The sequence below is a fragment of the Cupriavidus sp. KK10 genome (assembly GCF_018223725.1).
In the GTDB taxonomy this organism is placed as follows: Bacteria; Pseudomonadota; Gammaproteobacteria; order Burkholderiales; family Burkholderiaceae; genus Cupriavidus; species Cupriavidus necator.
This window is the reverse complement of record NZ_CP073677.1, coordinates 3,285,539-3,303,047: the sequence shown is the minus strand read 5'-3', so window position 1 is coordinate 3,303,047 and position 17,509 is coordinate 3,285,539. Positions and strand designations below refer to the sequence as shown.

Genomic DNA, 17,509 nt, shown 5'->3' with positions numbered 1-17,509 from the left:
CAGGCCGTCACCTGCGTACTTGTGGAGAGCCTACATGCACTGTTTCAAACACCTCTTCGCATGGTGCCTGGCACTGATGCTGATGGCGCCGCACGGGCCAGCGATGGCGCAGTCCAAACTGAGCAATGCCCAGCTTGACCAGCTGACCGCGCCGATTGCGCTGTATCCCGATGCGCTGCTGTCGCAGGTGCTGATGGCGGCCGCCTTTCCGGCCGATGTCGCGGCTGCGGCGCAATGGTCCAAGGCGAATCCCAGCCTGTCTGGCGATGCTGCGACCAAGGCAGTCGCCAGCCAGGCCTGGGACCCCAGCGTGCAGTCGCTGGCCGCGTTTCCGTCCGTGCTCGACATGATGGGCCGCCAGCCGCAGTCGGTGCAGTCGGTCGGCGACGCTTTCCTGGCCCAGCCCAACGACGTGATGGATTCGGTGCAGCGGCTGCGGGTGCAGGCGCGAACGCGGGCACGCTGAAGACGACCGAGCAGCAGAAGGTCGTGACGCAGACCACCGGCGGCACCACGATCGTGCAGATCGAGCCGGCCAATCCGCAAGTGGTCTACGTGCCGGCCTACAACCCGACCACGGTCTACGGCACCTGGGCGTACCCCGCGTATCCGCCGGCGTACTACCCGCCGCCGCCCGGCTCCGTGTTTGCCACGGCACTGGTAACGGGCATCGGCTTCGGGCTTGGCGTGGCGGCGGTCGATGCGATGTGGGGCGGGTTCAACTGGAATAGCCATGACGTCAACATCAATGTGAACCGCTACAACAACATCAACGTCAACCAGCGCCTGGACGTCAATCGTGCCAACGTGAACTGGCAGCACAACCCCGCCAACCGCGGCAACGTGCCCTACAACAATGCGGCGGTGCGCGGTCGCTATGACCAGCAGCGCCAGTCTGGCCTCGCCAGCCGCCAGCAGGGTGCGCAAGCCGGCCAGCGCGTGGGGCCTGCTGGCGGCGGGGTGCAGCGCCAGCCTTCCCAGCGCGACCAGGCGCGTGAGCGCGCCGCGCAGTCCTTCGAGGGCCGTACCGGACAATCCATCCCGGGCCATGCGGGCCATGCGGGCGGGGCGGCAGAGCGCTCGCGGCCCGGTGCGGCCGGCGGTGGCGTGCAGAATCCGCGGCCGGCAAGTGCCGACCGCCAGCGCGCAGACCAGGCCCAGGCCCGCGACCGTGCCCGCAATGCCAACCGGGACAGCGCGCTGCGCGGTGCCGGCAACGGCGACCGCGTGCGCCAGCAGACCCAGCACGCGGCAACGCCGCAGCGGGAAGCGCCGCATGCGCGCCCAGGCGGGTTCCACCAGAACGGCGGCGGGCGCCAGGGTGGTGGACTGGGCGGCGGCGGTGAACATTTCGGCCATGGTCGGTAAGTCATGATGCGCCTGACCGATAACCCATTCTCTGCTGCAGCCGGAGCGCGCGCTGCGCACGCTGGTGGCGGCCGTCGCCCTGTCCCTGGGCCTGCCGGCGATGGCCCAGCAGGTGTTCCCGGGTCCTGACGCGGCCGCCGAGGCGCTGGGCGATGCCATCGCGCGCAGCGACGGCGACGCCCTGCAGCGCGTGCTGGGCAAGCAATACCAGTCGCTGGTGCCGCAGGGCGCCATCGACCGGGACGATGTCTATGAATTCCTTGGCGCCTGGGCGCGCCACCATGCCGTACAGCCCGATGGCGAGCGCCGCGCGCTGATCGAGGTCGGGCAGAGCGGATGGACCTTCCTCGTGCCGCTGGCGAAGCAGAAGGACGGCTGGCAGTTCGACCTGCGCGCCGGCCAGCAGGAAGTGCGCCGCCGCCGGCTCGGGCGCAATGAACTGGTGACGATGGAAACGCTGCTGCAGCTGGCCGATGCCCAGCAGCGCTACGCAGAGCAGGTGGGGCAGGGGCGCTACGCCACCCAGCTGATCAGCGCGCCGGGCAAGACCAACGGCCTGTACTGGCCCGCGGCCAGCGAGCAGGACGCCAGCCCGATCGGTCCCGATGCGCTGGCCGTGGCCCGGATACGCAGCCGCAGACGCCTTCTACGGCTACCACTACCGGATCCTGCCACCGGCCAAGGGCAGCGACGCCAAGTACGGCCTGATTGCATGGCCGGCCCGCTATGGCGATACCGGCGTGCACACCTTCATGCTCGGCAGCGACCGCGTGTTCTATGAGCGCGACCTCGGGTCCAGCACGGCATCGCGCGCCAGGACTATCCGCAGTTTTTCGCCGGCCGGCTGGCAGCTCGTGGCGGACCACTGAGCCCTCTTGCGCCCCGGCCAGCCGTCTAGGCCAGCCGAGGTTCGCCGAACTCCGCGCCGTAGGCGTCTGATCTGGCCGCCGCCTGGCGCGGGGCCGGATCCAGGTCGGCATAGACCGAGGCCAGCCCGTCGCGGTCGATGATGCGCAGGTGCCGCTGGCGCACCGAGATCAGCCCGACCGAGGCAAAGCGCGACAGCAGCCGCGACACCGTTTCCAGGGTCAGCCCGAGCAGGCTGGCGATGTCGGTGCGCGACATGGCCAGCGTCAGCGCGCCGTCGCGGTTGCCGTCGCGGCGCGCCTGCTCGCCGGCCAGGTCGAGCAGCAGCATGGCCAGGCGCTGCGGCGCCCTCATCGATCCCACTGCCACCAGCAGCACGCGTTCGCGCTCGGCATTGCGGCGCATCGCGTCCAGCACCGTTTCACGGAATGGGGCGGCCTGCATGAGCGCGCGCAGGGACTCGACCGATACAGCACAAACCACCGAGTCCTGCAGCGCGATGGCGGCGGTCCCGTGGAGCGGGCCTTCATGCGGCTCAAGCCCCAGCACATCGCCGGGCAGCGAAAAACCCGTTACCTGCCGCCAGCCCAGCGGCGATTCATAGACCTGCTTGGCGCTGCCATGGCGCAGGGGGTAGACCGTCAGCGCAGGGCGCCCCTGGCGGAAAACATGCTCGCCGGTGCGCACTTCCACCCGCTGCGGCTGCAGCGCCACCGGTGCGTGCGACAGGGGAGCTTGCGCCCCCGCGCTATGGCAAACGTGGCGAAAGAGGCAGAGCAGGCAGGCTGGGGCGCCGCTGTCCGGCATGGTGTCATTGTCCTCCGGTGGCGATGGCCAAGTATAAGACGCCGGCAACGCAAGCCATCTCGCTGCGATCTGCATTCTTTCGTATTGCTAATTTAGAAATTTCGCATCGCGGGGGCGAGGCGCGTTGCGTTTGTGCCATAACGACGGGGGCACGCCGGTGGACGTAAGGCTGATTATGGTATGCTGCAACGCAACAATAAAGGCATAGGGGGGAGATTCCGTCACACGACCAGGAGTCCTCATGACCAAAAGCCTCGCCGCTGACTGGCATGCGCAGATCCGGCGACTGAGCCGCGCGCAAGCCCGCACAGAAGCCCAGGTGAAGTCCTGGCTGGGCCGCATGGATTCGCTGAATCCGCTCACACCGGCTCGCCCTGCTGGCCCGCCGGGCAAAGTCCGGCCCGCCCGGCCGGCACCCGCGCCGGATTCCCTGCCCGGTACCTGGCAGGCGCACAGGCTGCGCCTGGCGCCGCTGCCCGGCGAACTGGTGCCGCAACTCTCGTATCACCTCTACATACCGTCCAAGGCCCATCGCGGCCCGTTGCCGGTGGTGGTAGTGCTGCATGGCTGCCGCCAGACGCCGGATGACCTGTCGGCCGGCACCCGCATGAATGCGCTGGCCGAGCGCGAGGGATTTATCGTGGCCTACCCGCAACAACCCTTGCGGCGCCAGGTGCAGCGCTGCTGGCAGTGGTTCGACCTGGGTGCCGCCGAGGGCGGACGCGAGGCGCAGGCGGTGGCCGCGCTGATCGATACGCTGGCCGCGCGCCACGACGTACGCGAGCGCGAGATCTACCTGGCCGGCATGTCCGCCGGCGCGGCCATGGCCGCGCTGGTGGCGTTGCGCTACCCGGGCAAGGTGGCGGCCGCGGCCCTGCATTCCGGCGTGGTCATCGGCGCGGCCGACAACCCGCGCGCCGGCCTGCGGGCGATGCAGCAAGGCTCGGCCGCCGAGCCGTCATGGCTGCTGGATGCCGCCGGCGTGACGCCGGGCGGTCCCGAGATGCCCGCGCTGGTGATCCACGGCCTGGCCGACGATGCCGTGCATCCGGTCAACGGCCGTCTGCTGGCGCGGCAGTTCCTGGCCTACAACGGCCTGGAAGACCGGCTCGCCGGTACGCCCGAGCGGTCCAACCCGGATGACGAAGCGCCGGGCCGGTCCCATGAATACCGCTTCGGCCGCTGGCGCCGCGACCTGGTGACGCTGGTGGAAGTGGAGGGCCTGGGCCACGCCTGGAGCGGTGGGGACGCCAGCTATGGCTACCACAGCGATATCGGCCCGGATGCCAGCTCGATGATGTGGCAGTTCTTCAGCCAGCACCGGCGCTGAAGTCCGGCGGCACCAATGCGCAAGAAGCGCGCATGAAAAAAGGGAGGGCGCCTGCCCTCCCTTTTTCATTGCAGCAGCAGCGTCACCCGCGCGAGCGGTCCTTGACGAACAGCGCGGTCACCATGCCCAGCACGCACAGGGCGACCACGTAGTGGGCCGGCGCCAGCGGATCCTGCTTCAGCATCAGCGTGACGACCATCGGCGTCAGCCCGCCGAAGATCGCATACGACACGTTGTACGAGAATGACAGGCCCGAGAAGCGCACCTGCGCCGGGAATGCATTGACCAGCACGAACGGCACCGCGCCGATGGTGCCGACCAGGAAGCCGGCCAGCGCATAGAGCGGCAGCAGCAGGTCGGGGCGGGTGAAGATGGTTGTGTAGAACGCGTAGGCGCAGATGGCCAGCAGCAGGCCGCCGAAGAACAGCGTGCGGCGCGCGCCGATGCGGTCGGCCAGCGCGCCGGAGACGACGCAGCCGACCGTCAGGCACAGCGTGGCAACGCTGTTGGCGACCAGTGCCGTGCGCGCGTCAAAGCCGTACAGCTTCTGCAGGAAGGTGGGCGTCATCAGGATCACCACCACGATGCCGGCCGACAGCATCCAGGTCAGCAGCATCGACACCGCGACGCTGCCGCGGTGGTTGCGCACCACCGACTTCAGCGGCATTTCCGCGGCCAGCGCCTTGCGCTGCTGCAGTTCGGCGAAGACCGGGGTCTCATGCAGCCAGCGCCGCAGGTACATCGAGGCGATGCCGAACACGCCGCCGATCAGGAACGGCACGCGCCAGCCGTGGTCGGCCAGTTCGGCCGGGGTGAAGACGCTGTTGATGCCGGTGGCGACCAGCGAACCCAGCAGGATGCCGGCAGTCAGCCCCGCGGTCAGCGTGCCGCAGGCATAGCCGACATGGCGCGCCGGCACGTGCTCCGAGACGAACACCCAGGCGCCGGGCACTTCGCCGCCGACGGCCGCGCCTTGCAGAATGCGCAGTACCAGCAGCAGCACCGGCGCGGCCAGGCCGATCGACTGGTAGGTGGGCATCAGGCCCATCAGCAGCGTGGGCACCGACATCAGCAGGATCGACAGGGTGAACATCTTCTTGCGGCCGAGCAGGTCGCCGAAGTGCGCCATGATGATGCCGCCCAGCGGCCGGGCCAGGTAGCCGGCCGCGAAAATGCCGAAGGTCTGCAACTGGCGCAGCCAGTCCGGCACCGACGGCGGGAAGAACAGCTGCCCGATGACCGTCGCGAAAAAAACGAAGATGATGAAGTCGTAGAACTCAAGGGCGCCGCCAAGCGCGGCAAGGGCAAGGGTCTTGTAATCCTGGCCGGTCAGCGGGCGCGCGCTGGCTCGCGGCGCGCCGCCGACACCCACGGCGGTACTGCTGGTGGTAGACATGAATGGACTCGCATGGAAGAGATCGCATGCGAAGCGCGCAGCACGGAATACGTGATGGGTGTGGCCGGTGGGTACAGCGCAGGGGAGGCAGGCACGATGTGGCGGGTAAGCCGCAGGCTTGCGACGAAACGCTTCGCAAAGGACGTAAAGATACCAGATCGGCCTATGCGGCGTTGAGGGGGCAATTCTGATTTCTTTGCTTTGTCCGAAACCGTTGCCATAATGTCGAAAAATGTGAAATCCGGGGCACAAACCATCGTGCAGCATCGGAATGCGGGGTCAGATCTTCTGGAACGACATGGCTTTCAAGCAATCCATCCAGGCAGTGGCTGCCACGCCACGCGGCCGGCTGGCGACGCGCGTCGCCAGCGGCGTGGTCGCGGCGCTCGCGGTGTTCGGGCTGGCGGGGTATTTTGGCGGCCCGCCGCTGCTCAAATACCTGATTGAAAAGAACGCGACCGAGGCGCTGGGGCGCAAGGTCACGCTGGGCAAGGCCCACGTGCGCCCGTTCGAGCTGGCGGCCACGCTGACGGACCTCACTATCTATGAGCGCGACGGCAAGACCCCCGCGCTGACGCTGGGCGAGGCCGAGGCCAATACTTCGCTGGCCTCGGTCTGGCACCTGGCGCCGGTGGTGGACAACCTGCATGTCGACCGGCTGGCCGTGCACGTGCTGCGCGGCGCCGACGGCCGCATGAGCTTTGCCGATGTCCAGGACAAGCTTGCGGCCCTGCCGCCCAAGCCGCCCGATGCCAAGCCCGCGCGCTTCTCGGTCAACAACATCGCGGTCACCGGCACCAGCTTCAGCTATGACGACAAGCAGCTCGGTTCCAGCCTGCGCGTCGACAACCTGACGCTGACCCTGCCGTTCCTGTCGAACCTGCCGCATGACGTCGAGATCGTGACGCGGCCCACGCTGAGCGCACAGGTCAACGGCACGCCGCTGGCGCTCGATGGCGAGGTGCTGCCGTTTGCCGATTCGCGCCAGACCCGGCTCAACGTCAACCTTGACGGCCTGGAGGTCGCGCGGCTGATGGCGTTCGCGCCGCCGCTGCGCGATGCCGAGGTCAAGTCCGGCAAGCTCGACACGCGCCTGACCGTGGCCTTCCGCCAGCAGAAGGACACGCAGGAGATGCTGGTGATGGGCACGGCCGCGCTGCGCGATGCCGAGGTCGTCACGCGCGCCGGCCAGCCGCTGGTCAAGAGCGGCCGCCTGGCAGTGGATATCGGCAAGCTCGAGCCGCTGGCCCACCGCGCGCAGCTGCGCAGCGTGGAGATTGAAGGGCTCGGCGTGGAAGCCGCACGGCGCGCGGATGGCTCGCTGAACCTGGCCACGGCGTTCCTGCCGCAGGCGGTCAGCAAGTCCACCGATGGTGTGGCGCCGGCACCGACACCGGCATCCGCGCCCGTCGCGGCGTCAGGCGCCCAGGCAACGCCCGCGGCGCCGCCGGCCACGGCAGCCAAGGACGTGCCGTGGCGCTATGCGGTCGACCGCATCGTCGTGAAGCAGGCCAGGCTGGGGTTTGAGGACGCGCTGGCGCCGTCGGGCCAGGGCAAGCTTGCGCTCGGCCCGCTCGATGCCGAGGTCAAGGGTTTTGCCGGCACGGAAGGGGACAAGCCGGCCCGCATCGACGCCACGCTGACCGTGGCCGACGGCCAGACGCTGCACCACACCGGCGACCTGTTGCTGCGCGACGGCACGCTGGCCGGCACGCTGGAAACCACCGGCCTGCGCCCGCAAGGGTTTGCCGCGTGGTGGCCGCGCGAGCTGCGCAGCCAGTTCGGCGAGACCGCGGTCAATGCCGAGCTGCACTACCGCATGGCGTGGGCCACGCCGCAGTTCCAGTTCGTGCTGGAAAAGTCGCGGCTGGAGCTGGCGCCGCTCTATGTCGCGACGCGCGAGCCGGTGACGATGCCGGTATCCGCGGCCGCCCGCGCCGGCGCTGACGCGCAGGAGCGGGCCACTGCCAACGGCAACGCTGGCCCCCGCGCCAGCCGCCGCGAACGCGAGCGCGCCGCCGCCGACCGCGAAGGCGCCAACCTGCCGCTGCTGCGTGCGGAAAAGCTGGTGCTGGAAGATATCCAGTTCGACCTCGCCAAACAGACCTTCGCCACCAGCCAGGTCACGCTGGCGCAGCCGCAGATCGCCGCCACGCGCGACTACCACGGCCAGCTGATCGAGATGGCGCGACTGTGGGCCACGGAATCGGCACAGCAGGCGCGCGCCACGCCGCGCCAGGCCGCACCGGCCGCAGCCACCGCCAGCGGCGCGCCAGCCCCCGGCGGCTGGAAGGCCAACATCGGCAAGGTCACTGTTGACGGCGGCAGCGCGCGCCTGGCGGACTACCAGCCAGCCGAGGCCAACCGCGGCCGCCCGGTGATCCACGAGTTCCGCAATATCGCGCTCGCCACCGGCGCCATCGCCTGGCCGCTGACGCCGGCGGCGGTACCGGTCAGGCTGCATGCGGAGTCAGGCCAGCGCGGCGTGATCGGCGTGGACGGTTCGGTGCTGCCGACCGTCCCGGCCAGCCGCCTGCAACTGGACCTGCGCGAGGTGGAAATGCGCCCGCTGCAGCCCTACCTGGCCGACCGCTTCAATGCCGCGCTGCGCAGCGGCACGCTGACGGTCAAGGGCAAGCTCAATGTCGACGCGCCCACAGGCAAGCCCATCGCGGCGCAATTCGCTGGCAACGTGCTATCCGGCAACGTGCGCACGGTCGACCGTATCAGCGGCGACGACTTCCTGCGCTGGCGCTCGCTGGCGGTGTCGGGCATCGACTTTGCCATGGACGAGAGCAAGGGGCCGATGCGCGTGAGCCTGGGCAATGTCGCGCTGTCTGACTTCTATGCCCGCGTGATCCTGAACGCCAACGGCCGCCTGAACCTGCAGGACGTGATGGCCGGCGGCGCCGCGAAGGGCGAGGCAGCGCCGTCCACCAGCCTGACGCAGGCCAGCCCGGCATCGGCGCCGGCAACGCCGCCGGTGCAGGTCGGCGATACGCGCACGGCCCAGGTGGAGCAGAAGCCGGGCGGGCCCAAGCCGCAGGTGCGCATCGGCGGGGTCTCGCTCGAGAAGGGCAACATCAATTTCTCGGACTTCTTCGTCAAGCCCAACTACTCGGCCAACCTGACCGGCATGAAGGGCAAGGTGTCCAAGGTGTCGTCGGGCGACCCCACCCCGGCCGACCTGGTGCTGGATGGCCGCATCGACGACGATGCGCCGGTCAATATCAGCGGCAAGCTCAATCCGCTGGGTGAGCAGCTGTTCCTGGACATTGCCGCCAAGGCCTCGGGCGTGGAACTGACCCGGCTCACGCCCTATGCGGCCAAGTACGCCGGCTACCCGATCACCAAGGGCAAGCTGACGGTGGACGTGGCCTACAAGATCGAGAACGGCAAGCTCGATGCGAGCAACCACCTGTTCCTGGACCAGCTCACCTTCGGCGAGCGCGTCGACAGCCCGGATGCGACCAAGCTGCCGGTGCTGCTGGCGGTGTCGCTGCTGAAGGACCGCAACGGCGTGATCGACGTGAACCTGCCGGTGTCGGGCTCGCTGTCGGATCCGGAGTTCAGCATCGGCGGCGTGATCGTGCGCGTGATCGTCAACCTGCTGACCAAGGCGATCACGTCGCCGTTCTCGCTGATCGCCTCGGCCTTTGGCGGCGGCGGGGGCGAGGAACTGGGCTACGTCGAGTTCGCGCCCGGCACCGCGACGCTGACGCCGGCGGCCAAGGACAAGATCGCCAAGCTGGGCCAGGCGCTCAATGACAGGCCGTCGCTGCGGCTGGAAATCAGCGGCCGCATCGACCCGGCCACCGACGAGGCCGGCGCGCGCCGCGCGTGGCTGGATGCGCGCGTGGCCGAGCAGAAGCGGCGCGACCAGCGCGACAGCGCACAGGCGGGCGGCGAGGCCGGCAACGACGAAGCCGGCGAGCAGGGCGCCGAGATCAAGGTCTCGAAACAGGAATACCCGAAGTACCTGGAGCAGGTCTACAAGCGCACTTCCATGAAGAAGCCGCGCAATTTCGTCGGCTTCACTAAATCCCTGCCGCCCGAGGAAATGGAAAAGTTGCTGATGGCCAACTCCACGGTCACCGAGGCCGACCTGAAGCGCCTGGCCGAGCAACGCGCACTGGTGGTCAAGCAGTCGCTTGAACGCGAGGGCAAGGTGCCGGAAAGCCGGCTGTTCCTGACCGCGCCCAAGCTCAGCGCCGAGGGCATCAAGGACAAGGGCGCGCCCAACCGCGTGGACTTCTCCATCCGCGGGTAGACGCCGGGGGAGACGATTTGCAAGGCCGCCCGCCGCATGGCGGGCGTGTCATGCCATCACACCGCGAGGCGCCCCGATCTCACGTTTCGCCCCACTGCCTCAGCAGATTGTGATAGCACCCCACCAGCGTCCTCCGGGCGCCCTCATCGGCGCCGGTCTGGTTCAAGGTCTGGATCGCATTGTCCATATCGAACAGCATCGCACGCCGGGCATCGTCCCGCACCAGGCTCTGGATCCAGAAGAAGCTGGCCAGCCGCACGCCGCGCGTGATCGGGGTGACCTGGTGCAGGCTGGTGGCGGGATAGACGACCATGTCGCCGGCCTCCAGCCTGACCGAATGGGCACCGTAGGTGTCCTGCACCTGCAACTCGCCACCGTCGTAGCTGTCCAGCTCCGACAGGAACAGGGTGGCCGAGATGTCGGTGCGCAGCTTGCGCCCGTCGTACGGATGGATGCGCACGCTGCCGTCCACATGGGCGCCGAAGGTCATTCCTTCGCTGTAGCGGTTGAACATCGGCGGATAGACGATGTTGGGTAGCGCCGCGCTGATAAACAGCGGATTGCGCTCCAGCATCGACAGGATCAGCTGCTGGCACTCCCGTGCCACTTCCGAGCGTTCGTCGATCTGCTGGTTGAACTTGACCGGCGCACCCGAGTAACCGGCGGTGACGCGCCCGTCCACCCAGGCCTCGCCGGCCTGCTCCAGGCGCTGGCGCAGGGCGCCGACCTGTTCGGCGCTGAGAACTTTGGGGATGACGACTAGCATGGGGCTCCTGGCGCCACGACCGGCGGCACCAGGGGGCCGCCAGCCGCGGGTTACATCCGGTAGGTGAACGAAAGCATCGCCGTGCGGCCGGTGCCGGGTACGGACCGCCCGCCGTCGGACTGAATCAGCGCATCGTAATACTTCTTGTCGAAGATATTGAACAGATTCAGCCGCACATCGTACTTCGGCTGGTGGTAGGCCAGCATGCCGTCCCAGCGCACGAAGCTGCCCACCTGGACGGTGTTGGTATTGTTGGCAAAGCGTTCCGACATATAGAAGGCACCGCCGCCGATTTCCCAGTTGGGCAGGAAGGCGTAGCTGGTCCAGGCGGTGGTGGTGTGCTTGGGCGTGTTGGTCGGCACCTTGCCGGTGGTGTTGGCGGCAATGCCGTTGACGATCTCGGCATCCAGGTAGGTGTAGCCGGCAAACACCTGCCAGCGGCTGGTGATGCGTCCGGTGGCGCCCGCGCGGAAGCCGTTGACGCGGATCTTGCCGCTCAGCGCATAGGTGGTGGCGTCGATCTGGCTGCGGGCGTTGTCCTTGGTGATCTGGAAGATTGCCGACGTCAGCGACAGGTCGCCGCCAAGCAGGTCCCACTTGCCGCCCGCTTCATAGGACTTGTTCTTTTCGGGGTCCAGGCTCTGCTGGCCCACGGTGCCGGTCAGCTGCTCCAGCGATGGGTTGAACGAGGTGCCGTACGACACGTAGTAGGACTGCGCCTCGGTAGGCTGCCAGATGCCGCCCAGGCGCACGCTGGTGAAGTTGACCGTCTGCTCGGCATTGGCCAGTGCGGTGTTGCCCAGGGTGTTGGTCGAGTTGACCGAGTTGGTGATGCTGGCCATGTAGCGGTCGTAGCGCACGCCCGCCACCGCCTTCCATTGCTTGCTGAACTCGATCGAGTCGTTCAGGTAGGCCGCCAGCGTATTGGCCGAGCCGCCCTGCAGGTTGCCGGTGCTGGTGGGCACGCTGGCCGGCGACGCGGTGTAGGCCGGATTGACCAGCGGCTCGCAGGCCACGAAACCGGAGGTGCCAGCCGCGGCGGTCGCAGTGGCGGCCGGGTTCAGCGCCACGCCGTTGCAGCTGCCGTTGCGATAGTAGTTCTGGTTGTTGTAGCCGTCGTGGCCCACTTCGGCCCCCACCAGCAGCGTGTGTTTGACCGGGCCCGTGTCGAAGCTGGCGGTCAGTTCGGTCTGGTTGAAGATCGAGTAGTCACGGATCTTGCGGTCATGGCTCTGCAGGCGAACAAAGAGCTGGTCCAGCGGCAGCGTGCTGGTGGTGAGCGGCGTGAAGCCCCTGGCGCCGACCGAGCCAACCGAGTTGGGCGCGGTCTCCCGGGCATCGGTCTCAACGTAGTTGAACTGCGTCTGGTTGCGCAGCCGCAGGTTGGGCGAGAACTTGTGCGTGATGCCGGCGTTGAGCGACGCGATGTCCTGGATGGTGCGGTCGTCGGTGAAGCCGTAGAAGGTATTGCGGTCGACATTGGTCGGATGGCCGTTCAGGTTCGAGAAGCCATAGTCCGGCATGTCGCGGTTATGCTGCAGCAGCGCCGACAGCGTGATCTCGGTCGAGGTGCCGATGCCGGTGCGCCACGACGGCGCGATGCCAAAGTCCCGCACCGTCATCTCGTCGCGCGTGCTCGGCTTGCCGTCCTGCGCCATGGCCGATATGCGGAACGCCGAGGTGTCGCCCGTGGGCGTGTTGTAGTCGGCGGTGGCGCGCACCAGGCCGTTGGTGGTGACCGAGCCGGTCACCTCGGTGGCGGCCTTCAGCGTCGGCTTCTTGCTGACCTGGTTGATCACGCCGCCGGTAGAGCCGCGGCCGAACAGCATCGACGACGGCCCCATCAGCACCTCGACCTGCTCGAGTGCGAAGGTATCGCGATAGTACTGGCCGCGGTCGCGGAAGCCGTCCAGGTAAATGTCGGTCCGCGCCGAGAAGCCGTTCAGGTTGATGTTGTTGCCGATCTGGCCGCCTTCGGCACCGCCGATAGTGATACCCGGCACGTTGCGCAGCGCATCGGCCAGCGAGCTGACGCCCTGCGATTCCATCAGCGCCTTGTTCACCACGGTGACCGACTGCGGCACGTCGCGCAGGTCGGCCGGCAGCTTGCTCAGTGACGCCTTGCCGGCGTTGAAATCGCCGCGGGAGGCCTCGCCGTTGACCACCACTGCCGGCAGCGTGGCGGCCGGCTTTATCTGCGTGGTGGTGGTTGAAGGTGCGGGAGCTTGCTGGGCGAGAGTGGCGGCGGGCGTGGCGCACAGCGCGAGCAGCGCGGTGGCAATGCGGGTGCGGCGATTCATGGTTATGGTCTTGGTCTACCCCTGCGGTCGGGGCCCAGCCGTCCTACGCCGCCACGCACGAATATGCCTGGGCCGGTGTTGCGCGAAAGGGGTCAAAATGGGGTCTTCCTCTGGGCGAGTCGAAATATAAATACGAATGATTGTTGTTGCAATTCGCGTTGTGTTGCCGACACAGACAATTCAGACTCTGGATCAATGTATGTAGTAATAGACATTGGCAATATTAAGTGCGCTATTAGGTATTTTTAAATAGGTCCCGTATGCTGAGAGAGCCTGCGGCGGCGCAAAAACGATCCCGGCGCGAAACAGCGACCATACATTTGCTCGCAAACCGGAAATAACGACTGAAGAAAATAAGCGGTGGCTTCGGGAAACACCCGCTCAGGGCGGATTTCCGGATCGTGGACAATTCTCGGGCTGACTAGCCGGCGGCGCACCGCGCGGCGGCGCAGCAATCAAGGCCGCGAAAACCGGTATGATTCGGCCCGGACAATCCGTTCCATAGCCGATTCAGGAGTGTGTTTTGCAGCAGGATCAACTGGAAGCCGCCGTCGCCTACAAGACCTGGGTGTGCGTGATCTGCGGCTGGGTCTACGACGAAGAACAGGGTTGGCCGGAAGACGGCATCGCCCCCGGCACGCGCTGGGAAGACATCCCCGAGGACTGGCGCTGCCCGGAATGCGACGTCGGCAAGGCCGAATTCGCCATGATCGAGCTGTAACGCCGCAGGCACTTCCCTGTCCGGCTGATCCTTCCAGGCTCAGCCCTGGGCTTGCGCCAGCATGGCAGCAAGCAGCACATTGGCGCCCGCCTCGAGATGCTCGGGCCTGGCGTCCTCGATCTCGTTGTGGCTGATGCCGTCCTTGCACGGCACGAAGATCATTGCCGTCGGCGCCACCCTGGCCAGGTAGACCGCGTCGTGGCCCGCGCCGGTAACGATGTCCCAATGCCGGTAGCCACGCGCCGCGGCCGCCTGCCGGACATGCGCCACAAGCTCGGGCGCGAAGGGCGTCGGCTCGAAGCGCTGGATCGCTTCGACTTCCACCGCCAGCGCGGCACCTGTCGTGCTGCCGCTGGCCAGCGCCGCGCACGCCGCGCGCAGCCTTGCTTCCATCCGGTCAAGCTGGCCGCCATCGAGATGGCGAAGGTCGACGCTGAACTGCACTCGCCCCGGGATGACGTTGCGTGAAGACGGGTGGACATTGACCACCCCGACCGTCCCCCGCCCATCGGGGGCAAAGTCATTCGCGATCTTCGTCACTTCCTGGAACAGGAACGACGCGCCATGCAGGGCGTCCCGGCGCAGCGGCATGGGGGTGGGGCCGGCATGCGCCTCCATGCCAGTCACCGTGACGTCATACCAGCGCAGGCCAAGCGACCCTGTCACCACGCCGATGACCTTGTCCTCGGCCTCGAGGATCGGGCCTTGCTCGATATGCGCCTCGAAGTACGCGCCAACCTTGTGGCCGACCGGGGCGGTGCCCGCATAGCCGATCGCCGCGAGTTCGCCGGCAACGGACTTGCCGGCGTTGTCCGCTGCCGCCAACGCGGTGGCCTCCGGGAAAACGCCGGCGAACACGCCCGATCCCATCATCACCGGCACGAAGCGCGCGCCTTCCTCATTGGTCCAGATCGCCAGTTCCAGCGGCGCCTCGGTGGTCACGCCGTGGTCATTGAGCGTGCGCATGACTTCCAGTCCGGCCATGACGCCATAGCATCCGTCGAACTTGCCGCCGGTGGGCTGGGTGTCGATATGGCTGCCGGTCGTCACCGGGGCAAGCGCGTCGTTGCAGCCCGCCCGGCGCCCGAAGATATTGCCCACGCGGTCGATGCGCACGGTCAGGCCGGCCTCTCGCATCCAGCCGGTGACGAGGTCGCGCGCCTGCCCGTCCAGCGCGGTCAGGGCCAGGCGCGCATTGCCGCCCCTGGGCGTGGCGCCGACCTGCGCCAGGTCCATCAGCGCTTGCCACAGGCGTTCGCCATTGATCGTGATTGCGTTCATGCGCCCGTTCCTGACTGTTGGATGCCGCCGAAGAAGGCCTTTGCATTGGCGGCGAGCGAATCGAGGTGGTAGCCGCCTTCCTGCACGATCAGCGTGGGCAGGCCAAGTGAGGCAACGGCGCGGCCGAGGCGGCCGAAGCCTTCGGTGGACACGTCCACCAGCGACTGCGGATCCTCGCGGTAGATGTCGAAGCCAAGCGACAGCACCAGCGCGTCTGCCTGGAAGCGTTCGATGGCGCCGCGCGCCGTGTCCAGCTTGTCGAAGAAGACTGACTCGGGCGAACGGTGCGGCATCGGCAGGTTGAGGTTGTGGCCGGCGCCTGCGCCGCGGCCGTGCTCATCGTCGAAGCCCGCGACCACCGGATAGGAATTGGTCGGGTCGCCGTGGATCGACACGTAGAGCACATCGGCCCGGTCGTAGAAGATCTCCTGGATGCCCTGGCCGTGGTGCATGTCGGTATCGAGGATGGCCACGCGGCCAAAGCGCGCGCGCAGGGCCTGGGCGGCGATCGCGGCATTGTTCAGGTAGCAGAAGCCGCCCGCCGCGTCGCGCCGGGCATGATGGCCCGGCGGCCGGCACAAGGCGTAGGCGCTGCGTTCGCCGTCCAGCAGCGCCAGGGCGCCGGCCACCGCGCTCTGCGCCGACCAGTAGGCCGAGCGCCAGGTGTTCAGGCCCACCGGGCAGCTGCCGTCGGCGAGATAGCGCGCGGCCTGCGCCAGCACGCCGCGCAGGGCGTTGGGCTCGCGCACGAAGATATTGGACATGACCTCGTCGCCCCAGTCCTCCGGCAGCTCGCGCCAGCTGGCATGGGCGTCCTGCAGGAACTGCAGGTAAGGCTGGTCGTGCACGGCGGCGAGCGGCGCGAGGCCGTGGTCAGCGGGGGCGTGGAGCGCGAAGCCAAGCGCCTCTGCCGCCTGCACCAGCCGCTGTGCCCGCGCGGGCAGCTCCTGCGGCGAGCGCATCTTGCCGCGCGAGTAGTAACTCTGCGGATGGTGCAGCAATTGCTCGGGATGGAAAAACGTCAGCATGGGGTTGGCAATGTCCGTGGAAAGGCGTCAGGCCTGCGCGGCTTGCGCGGCGGGTTGTGGTTGCTGGCGCTGGCGTGCATCGATGCTGGCGATGCACAGCAGCGACACGCCGGCCAGCAAGGTGTAGAACACCGCCAGCGGCCACCATTGGCCCTGGAAGCGCTGCGCGAGGATGGTCCCCACCAGCGGTGTCAGCCCGCCCGCCACCGCGCCGCAGACCTGGTAGGACAACGAGATCGCCGAGTAGCGCACGCGCGTTTCGAAGACACCGCTGACAAAGCCCGCGATCACCGAATAGAAGCTCGCCATGCACACCACCGCCAGCGCGATGCCGAGCACGATGGCCGGCGCCTGGCGCGTCTGCACCAGCAGGAACATCGGATAGGGGGAAGCCATGGCCAGCAGCGCGGCCAGCTTGAGGAAGCGCGCGCCGCCAAGCTTCTCGGCCAGCCAGGCGGCCAGCGGCTGCGCCAGGAACTGGATGATGGCCACGGCGAACAGGCAGTCGAGAATCAGCGTCCTGGACAGCGACAGGTATTGCGTGGTGTACGCAATCATGAAAGTGTTGGTGAAGTACACCCCGGCAATGCCGATGGTATTGGCGCCGATGCACAGCAGCACCGGCACGCGGGCCGTGCGCCAGACTTCGGCAATCGGCAGCCTGGCGGTCTTGCGCTGCGCCTGCACCTGCGCGAACTCGGGCGATTCGTTCACGCCCAGCCGGATCGCCACGCCCACCAGCAGCAGCGCCGCGCTGGCCAGGAATGGCAGGCGCCAGCCCCAGTCCATGAACACGTCGTGCTCCATCGATGTCACCGCGCGGAAAGCCAGCAGCGACAGGATCAGGCCGGCCGGGCTGCCGAGCTGCGCGAACGAGGCGAAGAAGGTGCGGCGGCCCTTGGGGGCATGCTCGCCCGCCATCAGCACCGCGCCGCCCCATTCGCCGCCCACGGCGATGCCCTGCACCACGCGCAGCAGCACCAGCAGCACCGGCGCGATGGCGCCCGCGGTGGCGTAGGTCGGCAGCAGGCCGATGCCGATGGTGGCCACGCCCATCATCATGAGCGTGGTCATCAGCGCCTTCTTGCGGCCGATGCGGTCGCCCCAGTGGCCGAACACGATGCCGCCGAGCGGACGGGCAAAGAACCCGACCGCGAAGGTGCCGAATGACGCCAGCGTGCTCAGGAAGGGGTCGCCGCCGGGGAAGAACAGCGGGCCGAACACCAGCGCGGCGGCGGTAGCGTAGATGTAGAAGTCGTACCACTCGATCATGGTGCCGACAAAGGCGGCCGTGGCGGCGCGCACGGGCTGGCGCGTGCCGGAAGGGGACACTTGCATGGACTGGCTCCTCACTATGTTTGTGCCGCTGCATCAG

General features: G+C 67.8%; 11 protein-coding genes and 2 pseudogenes. 6 read left to right on the top strand and 7 right to left on the bottom strand.

Going from position 1 to position 17,509, the window contains the following annotated elements:
- Positions 1-34: 34 nt before the first annotated feature.
- The 3 genes and pseudogenes from KB879_RS15545 to KB879_RS40390 all read left to right on the top strand — a co-directional run bounded on the left by KB879_RS15545 (position 35) and on the right by KB879_RS40390 (position 2,237).
- Positions 35-1,368: pseudogene (locus tag KB879_RS15545) on the top strand (DUF3300 domain-containing protein).
- 100 nt (positions 1,369-1,468) lie between these two features.
- A pseudogene (locus tag KB879_RS40395) lies at positions 1,469-1,933 on the top strand (DUF2950 family protein); the annotation flags it as partial.
- Between the two features lie 40 nt (positions 1,934-1,973).
- Entirely contained in the window at positions 1,974-2,237 is a 264-nt protein-coding gene (locus KB879_RS40390) for a DUF2950 family protein (RefSeq protein ID WP_371827407.1), read from the top strand.
- 25 nt (positions 2,238-2,262) lie between these two features.
- Here the strand turns inward: KB879_RS40390 and KB879_RS15535 are convergent, their stop codons facing one another.
- On the bottom strand, positions 2,263-3,042 hold the full coding sequence (locus KB879_RS15535) for a Crp/Fnr family transcriptional regulator (protein WP_211982034.1): 780 nt from the start codon (positions 3,040-3,042) through the stop codon (positions 2,263-2,265).
- 241 nt (positions 3,043-3,283) lie between these two features.
- On the opposite strand from KB879_RS15535, the gene KB879_RS15530 reads away from it, so the two are divergent.
- Positions 3,284-4,372 (top strand): PHB depolymerase family esterase, encoded by a 1,089-nt coding sequence (locus tag KB879_RS15530; protein ID WP_211982032.1) that lies wholly within the window; start codon positions 3,284-3,286, stop codon positions 4,370-4,372.
- An 82-nt stretch (positions 4,373-4,454) separates the two neighbouring features.
- Here the strand turns inward: KB879_RS15530 and KB879_RS15525 are convergent, their stop codons facing one another.
- On the bottom strand, positions 4,455-5,768 hold the full coding sequence (locus KB879_RS15525) for an MFS transporter (RefSeq protein WP_211982029.1): 1,314 nt from the start codon (positions 5,766-5,768) through the stop codon (positions 4,455-4,457).
- Positions 5,769-6,039: 271 nt separating this feature from the next.
- On the opposite strand from KB879_RS15525, the gene KB879_RS15520 reads away from it, so the two are divergent.
- Positions 6,040-10,038 (top strand): DUF748 domain-containing protein, encoded by a 3,999-nt coding sequence (locus tag KB879_RS15520; protein ID WP_211982027.1) that lies wholly within the window; start codon positions 6,040-6,042, stop codon positions 10,036-10,038.
- 79 nt (positions 10,039-10,117) lie between these two features.
- On the opposite strand, the gene KB879_RS15515 is transcribed toward KB879_RS15520, so the two are convergent.
- Both KB879_RS15515 and KB879_RS15510 read right to left on the bottom strand, forming a co-directional pair.
- Positions 10,118-10,804 carry a Fe2+-dependent dioxygenase gene (locus KB879_RS15515; RefSeq protein ID WP_153953350.1) on the bottom strand — a complete coding sequence of 229 codons (687 nt, stop codon included), beginning with the start codon at positions 10,802-10,804 and terminating at the stop codon, positions 10,118-10,120.
- A gap of 50 nt (positions 10,805-10,854) precedes the next feature.
- Positions 10,855-13,104: a TonB-dependent siderophore receptor gene (locus tag KB879_RS15510; RefSeq protein WP_211982025.1), complete on the bottom strand. Its 2,250-nt coding sequence runs from the start codon at positions 13,102-13,104 to the stop codon at positions 10,855-10,857.
- A 523-nt stretch (positions 13,105-13,627) separates the two neighbouring features.
- Here KB879_RS15510 and KB879_RS15505 point away from each other — a divergent pair.
- Positions 13,628-13,825: a rubredoxin gene (locus KB879_RS15505; RefSeq protein ID WP_011617624.1), complete on the top strand. Its 198-nt coding sequence runs from the start codon at positions 13,628-13,630 to the stop codon at positions 13,823-13,825.
- 39 nt (positions 13,826-13,864) lie between these two features.
- Here KB879_RS15505 and KB879_RS15500 read toward each other — a convergent pair whose 3' ends face one another.
- The 3 genes from KB879_RS15500 to KB879_RS15490 are packed head-to-tail and all read right to left on the bottom strand — an operon-like array spanning position 13,865 to position 17,472.
- A complete protein-coding gene (locus KB879_RS15500; protein ID WP_153953352.1) occupies positions 13,865-15,106 on the bottom strand; it encodes a Zn-dependent hydrolase in 1,242 nt (413 codons plus the stop codon).
- The gene (locus KB879_RS15495; protein ID WP_013953651.1) at positions 15,103-16,134 is read right to left on the bottom strand and encodes a histone deacetylase family protein; all 1,032 of its coding nucleotides are present in this window, start codon (positions 16,132-16,134) and stop codon (positions 15,103-15,105) included. The genes KB879_RS15500 and KB879_RS15495 overlap by 4 nt, the downstream gene beginning before the upstream one ends.
- Positions 16,135-16,161: 27 nt before the next feature.
- Positions 16,162-17,472, bottom strand: coding sequence for an MFS transporter (locus KB879_RS15490; RefSeq protein ID WP_013953650.1), 1,311 nt, complete (start codon positions 17,470-17,472; stop codon positions 16,162-16,164).
- Between the last annotated feature and the right edge of the window lie 37 nt (positions 17,473-17,509).

What these genes read in the sequence shown, in the direction of transcription:
- KB879_RS15490 (WP_013953650.1), bottom strand. Translation starts at nt 17,472, where the DNA reads ATGCAAGTGTCCCCTTCCGGCACGCGCCAGCCCGTGCGCGCCGCCACG.
- KB879_RS15495 (WP_013953651.1), bottom strand. Translation starts at nt 16,134, where the DNA reads ATGCTGACGTTTTTCCATCCCGAGCAATTGCTGCACCATCCGCAGAGT.
- KB879_RS40390 (WP_371827407.1), top strand. Translation starts at nt 1,974, where the DNA reads ATGCGCTGGCCGTGGCCCGGATACGCAGCCGCAGACGCCTTCTACGGC.
- KB879_RS15520 (WP_211982027.1), top strand. Translation starts at nt 6,040, where the DNA reads ATGCGGGGTCAGATCTTCTGGAACGACATGGCTTTCAAGCAATCCATC.
- KB879_RS15510 (WP_211982025.1), bottom strand. Translation starts at nt 13,104, where the DNA reads ATGAATCGCCGCACCCGCATTGCCACCGCGCTGCTCGCGCTGTGCGCC.
- KB879_RS15515 (WP_153953350.1), bottom strand. Translation starts at nt 10,804, where the DNA reads ATGCTAGTCGTCATCCCCAAAGTTCTCAGCGCCGAACAGGTCGGCGCC.
- KB879_RS15525 (WP_211982029.1), bottom strand. Translation starts at nt 5,768, where the DNA reads ATGTCTACCACCAGCAGTACCGCCGTGGGTGTCGGCGGCGCGCCGCGA.
- KB879_RS15500 (WP_153953352.1), bottom strand. Translation starts at nt 15,106, where the DNA reads ATGAACGCAATCACGATCAATGGCGAACGCCTGTGGCAAGCGCTGATG.
- KB879_RS15535 (WP_211982034.1), bottom strand. Translation starts at nt 3,042, where the DNA reads ATGCCGGACAGCGGCGCCCCAGCCTGCCTGCTCTGCCTCTTTCGCCAC.
- KB879_RS15530 (WP_211982032.1), top strand. Translation starts at nt 3,284, where the DNA reads ATGACCAAAAGCCTCGCCGCTGACTGGCATGCGCAGATCCGGCGACTG.